The organism is Salinisphaera sp. SWV1, from assembly GCF_052044155.1.
In the GTDB taxonomy this organism is placed as follows: domain Bacteria; phylum Pseudomonadota; class Gammaproteobacteria; order Nevskiales; family Salinisphaeraceae; genus Salinisphaera.
Map to the genome: position 1 here is coordinate 1 of NZ_JBQDYE010000016.1, position 16,052 is coordinate 16,052.

At 58.6% G+C, this 16,052-nt stretch carries 13 protein-coding genes; 9 read left to right on the plus strand and 4 right to left on the minus strand.

The genetic code is table 11. From position 1 onward, the window contains the following. Positions 1 to 441 precede the first annotated feature (441 nt). A complete protein-coding gene (locus ACS8YF_RS09455) occupies positions 442 to 1,233 on the minus strand; it encodes an FCD domain-containing protein (protein ID WP_440849972.1) in 792 nt (263 codons plus the stop codon). A gap of 160 nt (positions 1,234 to 1,393) precedes the next feature. Here ACS8YF_RS09455 and manD point away from each other — a divergent pair, with 160 nt between their 5' ends. The 9 genes from manD (at position 1,394) to ACS8YF_RS09500 (ending at position 11,551) form a co-directional block, all read left to right on the plus strand. Then, the gene (gene manD, locus ACS8YF_RS09460) at positions 1,394 to 2,605 is read left to right on the plus strand and encodes a D-mannonate dehydratase ManD (RefSeq protein WP_440849973.1); all 1,212 of its coding nucleotides are present in this window, start codon (positions 1,394 to 1,396) and stop codon (positions 2,603 to 2,605) included. Between the two features lie 87 nt (positions 2,606 to 2,692). Further along, positions 2,693 to 4,063, plus strand: coding sequence for a carbohydrate porin (locus tag ACS8YF_RS09465; RefSeq protein ID WP_440849974.1), 1,371 nt, complete (start codon positions 2,693 to 2,695; stop codon positions 4,061 to 4,063). A 75-nt stretch (positions 4,064 to 4,138) separates the two neighbouring features. Then, complete coding sequence (locus tag ACS8YF_RS09470; RefSeq protein WP_440849975.1) at positions 4,139 to 5,116, plus strand: C4-dicarboxylate TRAP transporter substrate-binding protein; 978 nt, start codon at positions 4,139 to 4,141, stop codon at positions 5,114 to 5,116. A gap of 68 nt (positions 5,117 to 5,184) precedes the next feature. Beyond that, on the plus strand, positions 5,185 to 5,643 hold the full coding sequence (locus tag ACS8YF_RS09475) for a TRAP transporter small permease (RefSeq protein ID WP_440850039.1): 459 nt from the start codon (positions 5,185 to 5,187) through the stop codon (positions 5,641 to 5,643). A 3-nt stretch (positions 5,644 to 5,646) separates the two neighbouring features. Further along, positions 5,647 to 6,930: a TRAP transporter large permease gene (locus ACS8YF_RS09480; RefSeq protein WP_440849976.1), complete on the plus strand. Its 1,284-nt coding sequence runs from the start codon at positions 5,647 to 5,649 to the stop codon at positions 6,928 to 6,930. A gap of 39 nt (positions 6,931 to 6,969) precedes the next feature. Next, the gene (gene uxaC / locus ACS8YF_RS09485; RefSeq protein ID WP_440849977.1) at positions 6,970 to 8,379 is read left to right on the plus strand and encodes a glucuronate isomerase; all 1,410 of its coding nucleotides are present in this window, start codon (positions 6,970 to 6,972) and stop codon (positions 8,377 to 8,379) included. Position 8,380: 1 nt separating this feature from the next. After that, positions 8,381 to 9,874, plus strand: coding sequence for a mannitol dehydrogenase family protein (locus tag ACS8YF_RS09490; protein ID WP_440849978.1), 1,494 nt, complete (start codon positions 8,381 to 8,383; stop codon positions 9,872 to 9,874). A gap of 108 nt (positions 9,875 to 9,982) precedes the next feature. Next, positions 9,983 to 11,167, plus strand: a complete 1,185-nt coding sequence (uxuA, locus tag ACS8YF_RS09495; RefSeq protein ID WP_440849979.1) for a mannonate dehydratase — start codon at positions 9,983 to 9,985, stop codon at positions 11,165 to 11,167. Positions 11,168 to 11,389: 222 nt separating this feature from the next. Continuing rightward, the gene (locus ACS8YF_RS09500) at positions 11,390 to 11,551 is read left to right on the plus strand and encodes a hypothetical protein (RefSeq protein ID WP_440849980.1); all 162 of its coding nucleotides are present in this window, start codon (positions 11,390 to 11,392) and stop codon (positions 11,549 to 11,551) included. Between the two features lie 430 nt (positions 11,552 to 11,981). Here ACS8YF_RS09500 and ACS8YF_RS09505 read toward each other — a convergent pair whose 3' ends face one another. From ACS8YF_RS09505 to ACS8YF_RS09515, 3 genes are all read right to left on the minus strand, one after another. After that, entirely contained in the window at positions 11,982 to 13,241 is a 1,260-nt protein-coding gene (locus tag ACS8YF_RS09505) for an ABC transporter substrate-binding protein (protein ID WP_440849981.1), read from the minus strand. Positions 13,242 to 13,512: 271 nt separating this feature from the next. After that, complete coding sequence (locus tag ACS8YF_RS09510) at positions 13,513 to 14,985, minus strand: ATP-binding cassette domain-containing protein (protein ID WP_440849982.1); 1,473 nt, start codon at positions 14,983 to 14,985, stop codon at positions 13,513 to 13,515. Continuing rightward, a complete protein-coding gene (locus ACS8YF_RS09515; RefSeq protein ID WP_440849983.1) occupies positions 14,982 to 15,911 on the minus strand; it encodes a branched-chain amino acid ABC transporter permease in 930 nt (309 codons plus the stop codon). Before ACS8YF_RS09515 ends, ACS8YF_RS09510 begins: the two co-directional genes overlap by 4 nt. Positions 15,912 to 16,052 lie beyond the last annotated feature (141 nt).

Below are 16,052 nucleotides of genomic sequence, written 5' to 3' on the forward strand. Positions count from 1 at the left end.
CGGGTGAAATGGGTCACGTGCGCCAGATCGCCGGGCGTGTCGGCCGCGAACAGGGCCATGCTTTCGCCGAAGGTGACCACGTCCACTCGGGCTGTCTCGTCGTGCTGTCCCCTCATGTCGCCGGCGCCAGCCCGCGCTTGCCCTGGGCGAACAGGCTGTCGATGACGTGACTGCACGGCATCCAGCACGATGTCTGGCTACCGCGCGGCACGGCACAAGATAAGTGATCGCGGACATGCAGGTATCGCGCGTAGCGGCCCGAACAACGGCGTGTCGGCTGTCGACCGGCGGGGTCTCTGTCGAGGCGTCAAATTTGGCATACCAGAAAACGCGTCTCAATGATGGGCTATTCTGCCACGCGCCGCGTACCCGGATTATCGTAAATTGGTATACCTGTCTCGTCCAATTTAGCCGTTGCCATGCATTGCGGCGATCCGCCCGTCAAAACGTGGTGCCGGCGAAAAGATAGCCGTCGAAACTCGGATCGTCCGTGTCGGAGTGTTCGAAAAGCGTGGTCTTGACGTGTTCTAGGTGCTGCCACATCGCGTCACGTGCGGGTTCGGCGGCCCGCTTGCGCAGTTGGGCCAGGATGTGCTCGTGATCAGACAGCCATTTGTCCCGATAGGAGAAATCCAGGATATGGGCGTGCAGGCGTTGCCACATCGGGCTGCGGTGGCGCTGGTCCCACAGCCCGACTACGGTTTCATGGAGCAGCGTGTTTTGCGTGGCTTGGGCAATGCCCAGATGGAAGGCGCGATCGGCATCATCGGCCTCGGCATGCGTGGGCTGGTCGCTTTTGGGATCGTCCAGCGCTCGTCGCTCGGAATCCAGAAGGCTCTGGAGCCGCTTGATGTCGGGTTTCGTTATTAGCTGTGCAGCCATCGATGCCACCGCGCTTTCAATGACCTGGCGCGCGCTCAACAACTCGAATGGGCCGATGTCGGCGTTCTCGCCGTAGCACCGTACGGGCGTGCCCGAGGCCGAAATGCCCGCCGCCGCGGCGCCGTCGCAGACATATATGCCCGAGCCGCGGCGAACTTCGATTCGCCCACTCAGTTCGAGCATGATGAAGGCCTCGCGCACTACGGTCCTACTCACACCGAATTTTTCGGCGTATTCGCGTTCGGTCGGTAACCGTTGTCCTGCGACGAAATCTCCCCGATCAATTTCGGCAGCTACGCACTGGCCGATGAGTTGGTATTGCCGGCTCAAGAGAGCGACTCCTTGATTCATTTACTCCCAACGTTACACCAACGACGGGCCGGGGTGGACGAACGTCATACTACGCGGACGGGATTAATAGGAATACCAAATTGGCATACCAAAGTAGTATTTAGCATGTCGACCCGGGCGCGTAGTTTGAATCAACAATTCAGCGCCGAGCCTGTTTCCCATGCGCATCACTTCTGCCCGCGTCATCGTTTGTTGTCCTGGACGCAATCTAGTCACGCTCAAGATCGAGACTGACGACGGTGTCCACGGTCTGGGAGACGCCACTTTGAATGGCCGGGAAATAGCGGTGGTGTCTTATCTAGAGAACCATCTTCTGCCAGCTCTGATCGGGCGGGATCCAGCGGCCATCGAGGATATCTGGCACTACGCCTATCTTGGCGCCTACTGGCGGCGTGGGCCGGTGACCATGACCGCAATCGCCGCGATTGATGTCGCGCTCTGGGATATCAAAGCCAAGGTTGCCGGCATGCCAATTTACCAGATGCTCGGCGGCGCCAGTCGGCATCGCATCATGGCCTATGGGCATGCCGAGGGCGAGGATATTGCGGCTTGTCTCGACTCCGCCCAGGGATTCGTCGATGCTGGCTACGACGCTATTCGCCTGCAGTGTGGGCTGCCGGGTGTGGGCACCACTTATGGTGTGCCGAAGGACGGGCAGACGCGCTACGAACCGGCCGACGCTGATCTTCCGGCCGAGCATGTCTGGAACACTGCTCGCTACCTAAATCAAGTGCCGAAGCTGTTCGAGCAAGCCCGTCGGCGTTTCGGTGACGATGTCCATCTATTGCACGACGTCCATCATCGACTGACCCCGATTGAGGCGGCCCGGCTTGGCCGAGATCTCGAGCCTTATCACCTGTTCTGGATGGAGGACAGCGTGCCGGCCGAGAATCAGGCGGCCTTCGCCATGGTCCGGTCGCATACCACGACGCCACTAGCGGTGGGCGAGGTTTTTAACTCGATTCATGATTGTCGAGAAATGATCCAGAGCGGATCAATCGACTATATCCGGACCTCGCTGACCCATGCCGGTGGCATCACCCATATGCGCCGGATTGCGCATCTCGCCGAACTGCACCATGTGCGAACCGGTTGCCACGGGGCGACCGATATCTCGCCGGTAGGGCTTGCTGCCACGCTGCACTTCGATACTTGGGTGCCGAATTTCGGCATTCAGGAACATATGCCGCACGACGACATCGTGGCGGCCGTTTTTCCGAGTAATCATCGCTTCGAGGCCGGCTATTTCCGGGTCGACGACACGCCGGGCCACGGCGTGGATATCGACGAACGCCTTGCTGCCGATTATCCGTTCAAGCGGGCCAGTCTGCCGGTTAATCGGCTGGAAGACGGCACAGTTTGGGACTGGTGAGCGACGACCAAAGCTAATGCCGAAAAATGAGTCGCGAATTTAAAATATTTATTGTTTAGAAAACCAAGAGCGCAACCGGGAGGAGATATGCACTCTAATAGCAAAAAGAAAGGCGCGATGTTGATCAATACATTTGGCAGTCGAGCTCTATACGCGTTAGGGGTGGGTATGCTGTCGTTGGGCTTTGCTCCACACGCGTTGGCTAGCCAGACTAAGAAAGTCTCATTAGAAAAAACAGGATTTTTGCACCAAAAATACGCCACTGGCAATTGGGGCGGATTGCGCTCAAGGCTTAGAGACATATATGGCATCGATCTCCACGCAGGTTTCGATGGCGAGTACGCATTAGCTCTTTCCGGCGGAAAGCATGGCGGTGGGCACGACAGCTACCCATTGCAGGTTAGTTTTGGTGCCAACATCCATACAGGCAAATTAGTAGGCTGGCCTAACGGTCTGATTAGACTTCAATTCAATTATCGACACGGCCGCAATTTGGCGTCACATATTGGCAGTCATGCCTCCGTGCAGTACATCTATGGCGCCGGGCAAAACTTTCGCCTAACTAATCTTAGTTATCAGCAATCTTTTATGCACGACCATGTGGTTACGCAGGTGGGCTTTTATCCTCTGGGCGATCATTTTGGCGAAACGACTGTTTTATGTAAGTTCCAGAGCGGTAATTCATGCGGACACCTCAAGACGCTGCCGTCTTCAAGTGGCTGGAACGACTATCCGACCGCTCAGTGGGGTGGGCGTCTTCAATTTAACGTAACTAAGAACGCATATGTAGAAGGTGGGGTGTACGAGGTTAACCCAACTTACGGGAAACACGACAACGGCTTCAAGCTTGGGTTTTCGGGGTCGACTGGCGCTATTTTCCCGGTTGAGGTTGGTTATACCACAGCCTTAGGCGAAAGCGCTCTCCCAGGGCATTACAAGATTGGCGCGTATTACGACACTTCGGATGCGCCCGATGTTGTTGATTCCAGCGAACAACATAACGGTCGTTACGGTGTTTATGCTTTTGCTAGTCAAATGATTTTCAGCTTTAACCACTCAAATCAAAGAGGGTTGGTTGTTTTCGGCGGGCTAGGTTATTCGGATAAAAGCACTGCACTGTACCAAAATACTGAGGTCGCAGGCTTTGTTGCTAAGGGACCATTGTCGTTTCGCCCGCACGATTATCTAGCCTTTGGCTATTTCAGGGCTGGTGTGAATAGTCGAGCTGTAAATGCCCACCAGGCTGGCCTGGCCGTCAGTAGCGGCTCAGCCCTGCCGGGTCAGTTTGAATCCTTGGCACATGGTGAGGACGTCTTTGAGATAAATTATGGAATCCAGGCTACGCCTTGGCTGTTGATTGATCCCAATCTCCAGTATCTCAAGGATCCCGGTGCATTTAACTTCCACCATGTCAAAGACAGCTACGTGTTCGGCCTGCGCACCACTATCAAGCTGTGACCATCGGGCCCGGCGGGTCTCGATGGGCCGGCGTATACGCAGGTGATAAGAGCGACGACGACAAAGGAGAATTTCATGCGTCTCATTAGTACGGGAATAGCGTGCGGCCTGTTAGCAATATCAGCAGTTTGCTCCGCGAAAAGTTATGAATTGAACATGTCCACAGCTTTAACTAGCAATAGCCCCGTGGTACATGCATTACACCAGTTCCAGAAACACATAGCGCAAGATACTAACGGCCAACTGACCGTACATATCTTTCCCAGTGGTCAGCTTGGCTCCACCGAGGATGTGATGGGTCAAGCAAAAAACGGTGCTAATGTGGCAGTACTTGTCGATCCAGGGCGATTGGCTGATTACGAGAAGCCGCTTGGCGTTCTCAGCATGCCGTACATTGTCAATAATTACAAAGATTTCGGAAAAATTGCGAGGTCGTCGCTGTTCAAGGGGTGGTCCAATGAGTTAGCGAAGAAGAGTGGGTTTAAGCTTCTGGGCTTCAATTGGTATCAGGGCGCGCGTCAGTTGTTCACTCAGAAGCCGGTACGGAAGCCGTCCGACCTTCAGGGCGTGCGAATGCGGACCATCGCTACGCCGATTTGGATTAAGACCATCCGTGCAATGGGCGCGAAACCCGCGCCGATGCCCTGGACTAGCGTCTATTCAGCTTTGCAGATTGGCTCAATCGATGCTGCCGAGGCACAAATGACAGCCGCCTATGGGCAGCATCTTCAGGACGTCACCAAATACGTGACGTTGACCCATCATATTCTGCTCATCTCGGGCTTTGTGACGTCTGATAGTTGGTTTCAGAGCTTACCAAAGAATCTGCAGCGCACCCTGATCGACGACTTGCGTCAGGCCGGCAATGCGGCGAGCAAAGGCATTGCTGCAGCGGATAAAGAGGATCGTAAAAAGATGGAAGCCGATGGGGTCAAGATTTTGAAAGTTAACGTGGCACCGTTCCGCAAACGAACCGAGAAGGTTTATAGCGAATTAGGCTACGTCAAGGATCGTAAAAAAATTCGCCAGATCCTCCGGGGTCAGGGCTCGTAAGCGGCATGCGGCAGTATCTACGTTCCATCGTGCGGCGACTCGAACGGCTCGAAGAGGCCATAGCTGTCATGTTGCTCGCGGCCACAGCGGTCTTTGTATTGGTGGGCGCTAGCGCGCGCGCTGCGGATAGTCCGTTGCCATCGAGCGTAGATTTCGCCCAACTCGCGTTCATATGGACGTGTATGTTCAGTGCGGACGTCACTATGCGGCGCAACGCCCATATACGGATTGATGTGTTGTTGCTCAAGTTACCAGCAAGGCTACAGAGGACCGTCGAGCTAGTATTTGTTTTAGTCGAGATTGCATTCATGGTTGTTTTGGTCAAATACGGGGTGAAGCTAGCATTGTCCAACTGGCAACGTCCGTTAGGTGCTACTGGGCTTAGTTACGCTTGGGTAACGTTCGCCGTACCGTTTGGTGGGGTGCTGCTGGTTATTACGTTGCTACGCCACCTCTTGCAGATCGTGATCAACCCTGATGCCAAGGCGGACGTGGCAGTCTCTGATATGCGTACGTCGGAAAACTAATCGATGACGTCGCTGATCCTTTTTGTCACCTGCCTCGGGCTGATGGCCGTGGGCATGCCGGTCGCGTTTGCAATCGGTATCGCGGGCTTTACCTATTTCATGTTGCCGGGTACGTACGTGCCGGCGGCTATCGGCGTTCAACAGGTGGTGTCCACGACGCAGTCATTCCCGCTACTCGCGGTACCATTATTTATTCTGATAGGGCACTTGATGAACGCCAGCGGCATCATGACCCGGCTGGTGCGCTTGTCAGACGCATTGGCGGGCTGGATGATAGGCGGATTGGCGCAAGCCAGCATCGTGCTCAGTACATTGATGGGTGGCGTATCGGGATCGGCTGTAGCCGACGCCGCGATGCAAGGCCGCATTATCAGCCCTGGCATGGTGAAGCATGGCTACTCTAAGGGGTTTACCGGCTCGGTCATTGCGATCGGATCCCTGATCACTGCCACAATTCCGCCCAGTATCGGGCTAATTTTGTATGGCTTTTTAGGCGAAGTGTCGATCGGAAAATTGTTCGTTGGCGGAATCGTACCCGGCGCTTTGCTTATGATCGCGCTAATGCTGGCCACTAGATTTTTTGCCAAACGCCGCGGCTACCGACCCTCGCGTGAGACGCGGCCAAGTTTTGCTGAGGTGCTTTCCGAAGTTCGCAGCAGTATCTGGGCATTATTGTTCCCAGTATGGCTGTTGGTTGGCATACGTTTCGGCTTGTTTACGCCGTCCGAAGCTGGTGCCTTTGCGGTGGCCTACGCCTTGGTCGTCGGCCTATTTATTTATCGTGAACTGACCTTCCGCCGAATCGTCGAAGCGTTTCGCGATGCGGTGGTCGATATCGGCATGGTCATGCTGCTCATCATGTTCTCGGGCATCATCGGCTATGTCATCTCGCTGAATCAGGTGCCACAGTCGCTAGCGATGATCGTTTCGCATACGTTTCATGACAAATATCTGCTGCTGTTCGCGCTATCGGCGCTTTTGATTGTGCTTGGGATGATTGTCGAGGCAACCGTTGTGGTCATGCTACTCACGCCGATTTTGGTGCCGGTCGTCGAGGCCGCCGGTATCGATCCTGTGCACTTCGGCCTGATTATGGTCACGCTTGTGACCTTCGGCGGCATGACGCCGCCAGTGGGTGTGGCGATGTACGCGGTTTGCGGTGTGATGAATTGCTCGATCCAGGAATATACCCGCGAAATGCTGCCGTTCGCCGTCGCAGTGATGGTCGTGGTTGTGCTGATGATATTTTTTCCCCAGCTGGTGCTATTCCTGCCGAACCACTTCTGACGCCCGCGCGGCTGTTTCTTTGTTATCCATGAGGCGATTATGACGAGCTTCCTCGGCCCCGATTTCCTGCTCGACACGGAAATGGCGTGTCGTCTCTATCACGAGCACGCAGCCACCCAGCCAATTATCGACTACCACAGCCATTTGCCGCCGGCCGAAATTGCTGAGGATCGGCATTTCGAGAACCTCGCCGAGATCTGGCTCGGTGGCGATCATTATAAATGGCGGGCGATGCGCTGGAATGGCATTGACGAGCATCTAATTACCGGTAGCGCTGGCGACCGGGCAAAGTTCGATGCCTGGGCCGCGACCGTGCCCAAAACGATTGGCAATCCACTCTACCACTGGACTCATTTGGAGCTGGCGAGGGCCTTTGGCATCACTGATCGCCAGCTTGCGCCGGATACCGCGGAGTCCATCTGGCGTGAGGCCAATGAGTGCCTCGCTCGGCCTGAATGTTCGGCGCGTGGGCTGATGCGTCAAATGAACGTGCGCATGGTAGGTACAACCGACGACCCGGTCGATGATCTGTCGCATCACGCGAAGATCGCGGCCGATGAGTCGATCGATGTTGCCGTGCTGCCGAGCTTCCGGCCCGACAAATGCTTCCAACTTGCCGCCGCCGACTACCCAGAATATCTGTCGAAACTCGGCCACGCCGCCGACGTCGAGATCCGCGACATGGCCTCGCTCTACCGGGCCTTGGGGCGCCGGCTCGATCACTTCGAGTCGCATGGCTGCTGCATCGCCGATCATGGCATGGATCGTATGGCCTTCCGCAAGGCGGATGAAACGGAGCTGGATGCCATTCTCGCCCGCCGTCTGGCCGGCCAGGTTCCCGACGAGAGCGAGCAGGATGCGTTCATGACTGCGATCCTGCTGTTCGTCGGCCGCGAGTACCACCGGCGCGGCTGGGTGCAGCAATACCACATGGGTCCGCTGCGCAATAACTCGACGCGCGGGTTCGATAATATCGGCCCCAATGCCGGATTCGATTCGATCAACGATCGGCCGATTGCCGAGCCGTTGTGCCAGCTGCTGGATGCGCTCGACCGTGAGGCCTGTCTGCCGCGCACCGTGCTCTATTGCGTCAACTCGGCCTACTACGACGTGCTTTCGGCGATGGCGGGCAGCTTCCAGGGTGAGGGCATAGCCGGCAAGATCCAGGTGGGCTCGGCCTGGTGGTTCAATGATCAGCTAGACGGTATGAATGATCAGATCACCAAGCTTGCCCAGATCGGCCTCCTCAGCCATTTCATCGGAATGCTCACCGATTCACGCAGCTTTCTTTCGTTTACCCGTCACGAGTATTTCCGGCGCCTGCTTTGTCAGATCATCGGTCGGTGGGCCGCCGCCGGGCATGTGCCCGCCGACGAGGCCATGCTTGGCGCGCTTGTACGCGATATCTGTTTCACGAACGCGCGCGACTACTTCCGCATCGAGGTCTGAAATGACGGCCGATGATATCCAGGTTGAACGTATCGAAGCCGGGGCGCGCGCCGCCGATATCGGCATCGTCCACCTCGGCCTTGGTGCGTTTCATCGCGCCCATCAGGCGGTTTATCTTGAGCGATTTCGGCAGACGAGCGGCGAACGCGGTTGGGGTATCGCCAGCGCCAATCTGCGCTCGAACGTCGAACTGGTCGATGCGCTGGCCGAGGCCGGGTATCGTTATCATGTTGTCGAGAGTGCGGACGCGGCGCATGTCACGCTGCGCGAAGTCGCCGCGATCCAGGCCACGTATTTCACTGGCGAGCAGGGCGGGTATTGGGGGCGCGATCTGCAATCACTACTCGATCGCATGGCCGATCCAGCGATTGCTATCGTGACACTGACCGTGACCGAGAAGGGTTATTTTCTGAGCCCGGCCGATGGCGAATTGCGTCTCGACGATCCGCAGATCGCGCACGACATCGCGCATCCCGAGGTGCCCCGCACCGCGCCCGGCATCCTCTGTGCCGCGCTCGCACGCCGGCGTGAGGCCGGCGGCCCGGGTTTCACAGTGCTGTGCTGCGATAACATACCGGCCAACGGTGAGCGGACGAAGGCTGCGGTCGTCACGCTCGCCCGCCAGACCGATGCCGGGCTGGCGGACTGGATTGTGCAGCACGTCTCGTTTCCCTCGAGTATGGTCGATCGCATCGTGCCGGCCGTTACCGATGCCGACCGCGCCCGGCTGGCCGAACTCGGCCTGGACGACCCGAACGCTGTCGTCTGCGAGGCGTTTTCACAGTGGGTGGTCGAGGACGATTTCGTGGCTGGCCGGCCAGCGTGGGAGAGCGTCGATGTACAGATGGTCGAGGATGTCACCCCATTCGAGACCATGAAGCTGCGCATGCTCAACGGTGCGCATTCGCTGCTGGCTTATGTCGGCGGACTTGCCGGCATCGAAACGGTGGCCGAGGCGGTGGCCCGCGACGATATTGCGGCGTTGCTGCGTGGTTATATGCGCGACGAGGCGGCGCCGACGCTGGCGATGCCAGCGGGGGTGGATCTGGCCGATTATCGCGAGCGGCTGCTGGCACGGTTTGCCAATGACAGCCTTGCGCATCGACTGCAGCAGATTGCGGCGGACGGCTCCCAGAAGCTCCCCCAGCGCTGGCTGACCGGGGCGCAGATCCAGCTCGCTGGCGGCGGGCCGATCAAGCGCGTCGCGCTCGGCGTGGCGGCCTGGATCCGCTATATGGCCGGCACCGATCTGGCCGGTGTGTCGGTGCAGGTGAGTGATCCGATGGCCGAGCGGTTGGCTGCATGCCATAGCCGGTACGGCGAAGAGGTCGAGGCGCTGGTCGATGCCGTTCTGGCCGATCGCGATGTGTTTTCAGCGAGGCTAAGTGACGAACCGGCGTTCCGCGACGCGGTTATTGGAGCCTATCGTCGCCTGAGCGAGCGTGGCGTGGCCGTGGCGCTTGCGGATCTGGCTGACGCCCCGGACGACGCCTGAGACATTCATCCGTGAATCAAAGCAGATGTTCGCGTGTATTTGCGGCCCTCTGCCTGTTCGATCGTGAATTGCAAAAAAAGATTAACGCCCGAAAAGGACGGCAAAGCCATGGAATACACTTGGCGCTGGTACGGCCCGAATGATCCGATCACGCTCAGCGAAATTCGCCAGACCGGCGCGAGCGGCGTCGTCACCGCCCTGCACGAGATTGACAATGCGACGGTCTGGTCGCGCGAGGCGATCAGCGCGCGCCGGGCCGAGATCGAGGCGGCGGGGCTGACCTGGTCGGTGGTCGAGAGTGTGCCGATCACCGATGCGGTCAAGCTCGGCACGCCCGAGCGCGAAGCCGACATTGCCACCTTCTGTCAAACCCTGTGCAACCTGGCGGCTGCCGGGATCGACGTGGTCTGCTATAACTTCATGCCGGTCGCCGACTGGACCCGTACCGACCTGGCGATGCCGTTGCCCGGCGGCGGTACGGCCCTGTCGTTCGACCAGACCGCATTCGCGGCGTTCGATCTGTACCTGCTCGAGCGGCCGGGGGCCGGATCCGACTACAGTGCGGCCGAACAAAGCGCGGCCCGGGCCTATCTCGATACCCTCGACGGACCCGCGCGTACACGCCTGATCGAGACCGTGACCGCCGGCCTGCCGGGGGCCGACAACCACTACGATCTGGCCGGTTTTCGCGAAGCGATCGCCCGGTTTGCCGGGCTCGACCGGGCCGGGCTGCGCCGGAACCTGCGGTACTTCCTGGAAAAGGTCGTTCCGGTGGCCGAGGACGTCGGCATCCGGCTGGCAATCCACCCGGATGACCCGCCGCGACCACTGTTCGGACTGCCCCGGGTGGTTTCCAACGCCGAGGATGCGCGCTGGATCCTGGACGCTGTCGACCGGCCATGTAACGGCCTGACCTTGTGTACCGGCTCTTACGGCGCCGGAGCCGACAACGATTTGGTCGCGATGGCGCGCGAGTTTGCCGCGCGGATTCATTTTGCGCATTTGCGATCGGTCGGCCATGATCCGGCCGATCCACGCTCGTTTCACGAAGCCGATCATCTTGGCGGCGATGTCGACATGGCTGGAGTCATGCGCGCCCTGATTGATGAGCAGATACGCCGCGAACACGCCGGCGGCGCCCGCTTACCCATTCGCCCCGATCACGGCCATACCCTGCTGGACGACGTCCACCGCGAGACCCGGCCTGGCTATCCGCTCTATGGCCGGTTCAAGGGCTTGTCCGAACTGCGTGGCCTGGAATCGGGACTTTCTTATCGCGTGCAATCAAGCTGATGCATGGGGCCGAAGGGCCTGCTCTGTGCCGGCCGCCTATGGCTCGTTTTCACGATCTCGTTTGTTGCATGTGGCGACTTGAGTCCCCGATGATCTTCGCTGATGCGAAGCGTGGTCTGCATCTCAGCGGCCCCGGCATACCGGTACGCTCACAATCGCGTGGAGTGGGGCGGTGGCTTGGCCGGTGGGGGAGCCCGTATCCGCGGATGGGGTTGGCATTTGATGATGCAGTTCGACGGCCATGGGATCGAGCGCCATCGGCCGGTGCTGGAAGCGATCCAGGTCGACTACATCATCGACCACACCGGCAAGTTCCTTGCGCCTTTGTCGCGGTTGCGGCGGGCGCGGAGTTCGCGGGTACGCTATCAACCGGCACAGAAATAGCTGAAAAATCAGATGGTTTCAACGCCGTGAAAAACGAAAGCCGGCGCATGTCCGTTTTTTGTGTTGACGACTTCGCAGCCCATGGCCGTGGCGGGCAGGCATGCGCATACTCGCGTTATTGATCCGGCATGAAGGTGTTTTCATGCCGGATCAGTAGTTAACGAGTAACGCAGCTGAATATCGCCGCGGTGGTCGCAGGCGTCGTGCGCGTATTAATGTGTCAAGCGCGGCCGGTTAGCGCCCATCAAGCACGAATCCAGGCGCGTGACGGGATCGAGGTTCAGGCGATCGGCCGTGGAAGGTCGTGATTGCCATTATCGCTCTGAAGCGGATGCGCGGCCACGCGCCCGGCGTTGTACCTACGGGGGGTGTTGACCCACGCCTGTGTGCCGGGTCCTATCCGGGTTTGTTAGCCGCGTTCGTGTTTCTGTCACGAACCCGAGCCGGCAGGCTCGGGCACGAACTTCGGCAGTTCGACTTTGCCGTCTGCGACACTGGCCGGCCAGATCACGACCGGATTGCCATGCTGCCACTGAATCGCGATGCCGGATACATATTTCTTGCCGAATCTGAGACCGTGGACAAACTTCGCGTCGCGGCCGAGGAACTGCTCGCGGCCCTGCGTGCCGACGTAATCGGTTTTTTCCAAAGATTTGACCAAGGCGTCGGCGTTCGTCGTGCCGGCCCGCTCAATTGCGTTCTTGAGGATGAACAGGGTGTCGTAGGTCGAATAAGACGTGTAAGAAGGCGACGTGCCAAAGGCTTTTTCGAACTTGTTCGCAAACGGGATCGTCTTGGGTGTGATCGCGGCCTTGTCTGACGCCACCGTGCCGGTGATTACGCCTTCCGTGGCACCGTTGGTATCTTTCCAGAAACTGCTTGATCCGGCCTGTGAGCTCCAGCCGGCAAACAGAAACGGGTTTTGCCCGCTGTGCCATTGCACGGTGGGCCGGGTGCCGGCATGGGCCATGCCTGTAATCATGACGCCTGCGTTATGTTTTTCGATGCGGTTGAAGATCGGGCTGAAATTACTGGTATCGCCGCTGAAACGCACGTGATCGACCACCTTGAGGCCGGCTTTCGGTAGGCATTTCATATACTCTTTATCCAGCGGTTTGGTCCAGGCAAAGTCCTCGCTTACCACTGCGGCACGCTTGTAGCCCAATTGTTTAGACAGGATGTCTTTTGCGTAACCGCAAACCACCCGGGCGCCGGTATTGGAATTGAACGTGGTACGAAACACATACTTGTAACGCGCATAGTTGTTGTGAATTCGTTCGTTGACCTTGGTGCTCCAGGCGCCAGTGATGATGAAGGGCTCCTTGAGTCGGGCTGCCCAGGGTTCCTGGGCCAGTGCGACCTCACTAATAAATGTGCCCACCACAGCGACCGCGTGATCCTGTTTGACCGCCCGTTGAAACGCCCGCACGCCATCGGACGCGGACGAATGGTTGTCCATGGTGATCAGCTTTATGGGTCTGCCGTTGATCCCGCCTGCCGCGTTGATCTTCTGGGCAGCCAATTGCGCGCCCTGGATAATCCCCTTGCCGTTGATGGTGGACTGCGCGGCAATCACCGCTATGGGGATGGGTTGGGGCGAATCGGCGCACGCCGCGCCCGCCGGCAGAAGCATGGCGGCGGATAAACCGGCCGCGAGAATACGTTGACCGGGTCGATTGGAACACATCATTGATATCTCCTCTGATTGTTTTTATCCTGGCTTTCTCATCGTATAACGCTCGTGGCTAATCAGATTAAAATGATTTCTGGCGTCGTGATGGCCCGGACCCGGGTCAAAGCGCTGATCCGGCTTTATGACTGATCGCATTCGTCGTCTTTTTCTTCTGATTTCACGGGAAATATTGCTCCGGCGAGAGTCGTCCATTCGGCAGGCCTTCGAAATAGCGCCCGTAAAACCCATTGGCACCGCGGTCGGCGCGCTCATTCATGCTGAACCCAGACTAAATATAGCTTTCTCCCACTTCGCTCTCGAAGGCTTCGGTGTCACCGCGCCAGCTGATGACGCCATTCTCCAGCAGAAAAATTCGCTCGGAATGACGCAGCGCAAAATGCAGGTTCTGCTCGGCAAGCAGGATGGTCGTATTGAAACGCGTGCGCAGCGTTTCCAGGGCGTCCGAAATCGAGTCCATGATCAGCGGCGCCAGCCCGAGCGTGGGTTCGTCGAGTATCAACAGCTGGGGTCGGAGCATCAGGCCACGGGCGATCGTCAGCATCTGCTGTTCGCCGCCGCTGAGTGTGTTGGCGAGCTGCCAGCGGCGCTCCGCGAGCCGCGGAAACAGCTCGAAAACCTCTCCCAGCGTCTCCTGTTTGGCCTTTCGATCGAGATAAAAGCCACCCAGTTCGAGGTTTTCTTCGACCGACATGTAGCGAAACAGCTTGCGGTCCTCAGGGCAGTGAGCGATTCCACTCCGGCTGATTGAAGCCGACGACCGGCCCTTGATCGAGCTGCCTTGCCACAGCACATCGCCCTGGTAGTCGACAAAACCGGTGATCGCGTTGAACAGACTGGTTTTTCCGGCGCCGTTCAGGCCCACCACCGAAACGAACTCGCCCTTGGCAACGTCGATGTAGACCTCTTGCAGGGCTTCGGCCTTTCCGTATCGAACCCCGTCGATGCGCGTGCTCAGCAAAGGCGGGGCGTCGGCGCGCGGCGCCTCGGTCCGCTTGTGTCCGGTACGGTCTTCCATTGCGGTGCCGAGGAAGACTTCGCGGACTTTGGCGTCGCGCATGACTTCGTCGGCGGTGCCTTCGGCGATCCGGGCGCCTTGATGCATGGCGACGACCCGATCCACCAGGCCGGCAACCGCTTTGACATTGTGGTCGACGAGTACGATGCCGCGTTCCGGACTCTGGAACTCGCGAATGAACGTGATGAACTGCCGGACTTCGGCGGGAGCGAGGCCGGCGAACGGTTCATCGAGCAGCAGGACACGCGGTTCGAGCGCCAGCGCCTTGGCAAACTCCAGCCGGCGCAGTTCCGAAAACGACAGCTGATCGGCCGTGGTATCGGCGACCCCGGATAGCCCGACCCAGTCGGCGACTTCCCGTGCGCGTCGGGTCAGCGCGGGTCGCGGCAGGCAGTCGAGAAGACCGCCGCTCAGCAGGGCGAGTTTGATGTTTTGGATCGTGGTCTGGCGCTTGAGCGGGCGGGAATGCTGGAAGACCATGGCCAGCCCATGGGCCGCCGATTGATGCAGTCGCACTTTCCTGACGTCGCGCCCTTGGCACCGGATATGCCCGTCGTCCGCGCGCTGGACGCCCATCAGCAGGCTTAGCGTGGTCGATTTACCCGAACCGTTCGGGCCGATCAGGCCGAGGATCTCACCCGCATCCACTGAAAACGATAGCTTGTTGACGGCCTGAACGCCGCCGAACCGCTTGCTTAAATCAGATACCTCGAGTATCGCAGTCACGTGCCGCGCCGTCCCAGTCGATGAATGAGTCCGATGAAGCCGTCCGGAAACGACAACAGAATAATCAGGGCGACCAGCGCCACGACCACGTTGTTCAATTGGCCGAGCGGGCGCAGTATCTCGTTGGCGACGATGATGAAGATCGCGCCGATGGCAGGTCCGATGATGGAACGCCGGCCGCCGAGAATGGTCGAGATAATCACCTGCAGCGTGACCGAAACCGCGACCACGGTGGATATCGACACGGTGCCGAAATAGAAGATCATCATGGCACCCGCCCAGCCCGAGATGAACGCGCTGAGGATGAATCCGACAATCTTGTACTTGACGATATTGATCCCGAGTGCCTGGGTCGCGATCGGATCCTGGCCGCTGGCCTCCAGTATCAGGCCGATGGATGAACGGCCGATCAAAAACAGGACCAGTCCGCTGATCAGCATGAAGATCAATGCATCGTAGTAGTTCACCCAAGTGCTCAGCGAAAGCAGACCCGGGACACCGAGTCCCACTTCGCCGCCGGTGACACTGGAGAAGGTGACAATCAGTTTTTCGAGTATGAGCGCCGCGACGAGCGTGATCACGCCGAAGTAAGGCCCGCGCAACCGCAACGCCGGTGCCACCATCAACAATCCGGCAACCACTGCAGCGAACGCGCCAAGCGCGATGCAGGACCACACGCCGAGGCCGGTGTGGACGTTCAGCAGGGCGCTGGCGTAGGCGCCGACGCCGATGAAAAAGGTCGGGCCGAAGTTTACCTCGCCGGAATAACCGAACAGCAGATCCCAAGACATCGCAAAACCGGTGAAGATATAAGCGATGGTGAGGACGCCGAGGATGTAATAAGAAGACTCGTACGGCAGCAGGGCGAGTACGACGAGCACGGCCAGCATGATCCAGAATTGAAACGAACGAAGATATGAAGTCATATCGAATCACCCGGCCCGGCTAACGACACACACGGCGTTTGCGTGAATAGGCGTGATAACCGGGCGGCATCGGGGTTCACCGGGCATTTTCGAATAGGGAATAGCATCGAAGCCTCCGAGCGCGTGGGGCACGGCTCGCGT

Bases quoted from the DNA above. Each gene is read 5' to 3' on its own strand.
- ACS8YF_RS09515 (WP_440849983.1), bottom strand. From the start codon at position 15,911: ATGACTTCATATCTTCGTTCGTTTCAATTCTGGATCATGCTGGCCGTG.
- ACS8YF_RS09480 (WP_440849976.1), top strand. From the start codon at position 5,647: ATGACGTCGCTGATCCTTTTTGTCACCTGCCTCGGGCTGATGGCCGTG.
- uxuA (WP_440849979.1), top strand. From the start codon at position 9,983: ATGGAATACACTTGGCGCTGGTACGGCCCGAATGATCCGATCACGCTC.
- ACS8YF_RS09470 (WP_440849975.1), top strand. From the start codon at position 4,139: ATGCGTCTCATTAGTACGGGAATAGCGTGCGGCCTGTTAGCAATATCA.
- ACS8YF_RS09490 (WP_440849978.1), top strand. From the start codon at position 8,381: ATGACGGCCGATGATATCCAGGTTGAACGTATCGAAGCCGGGGCGCGC.
- ACS8YF_RS09475 (WP_440850039.1), top strand. From the start codon at position 5,185: ATGTTGCTCGCGGCCACAGCGGTCTTTGTATTGGTGGGCGCTAGCGCG.
- ACS8YF_RS09505 (WP_440849981.1), bottom strand. From the start codon at position 13,241: ATGATGTGTTCCAATCGACCCGGTCAACGTATTCTCGCGGCCGGTTTA.
- ACS8YF_RS09455 (WP_440849972.1), bottom strand. From the start codon at position 1,233: ATGAATCAAGGAGTCGCTCTCTTGAGCCGGCAATACCAACTCATCGGC.
- uxaC (WP_440849977.1), top strand. From the start codon at position 6,970: ATGACGAGCTTCCTCGGCCCCGATTTCCTGCTCGACACGGAAATGGCG.
- ACS8YF_RS09500 (WP_440849980.1), top strand. From the start codon at position 11,390: ATGATGCAGTTCGACGGCCATGGGATCGAGCGCCATCGGCCGGTGCTG.
- ACS8YF_RS09465 (WP_440849974.1), top strand. From the start codon at position 2,693: ATGCACTCTAATAGCAAAAAGAAAGGCGCGATGTTGATCAATACATTT.
- manD (WP_440849973.1), top strand. From the start codon at position 1,394: ATGCGCATCACTTCTGCCCGCGTCATCGTTTGTTGTCCTGGACGCAAT.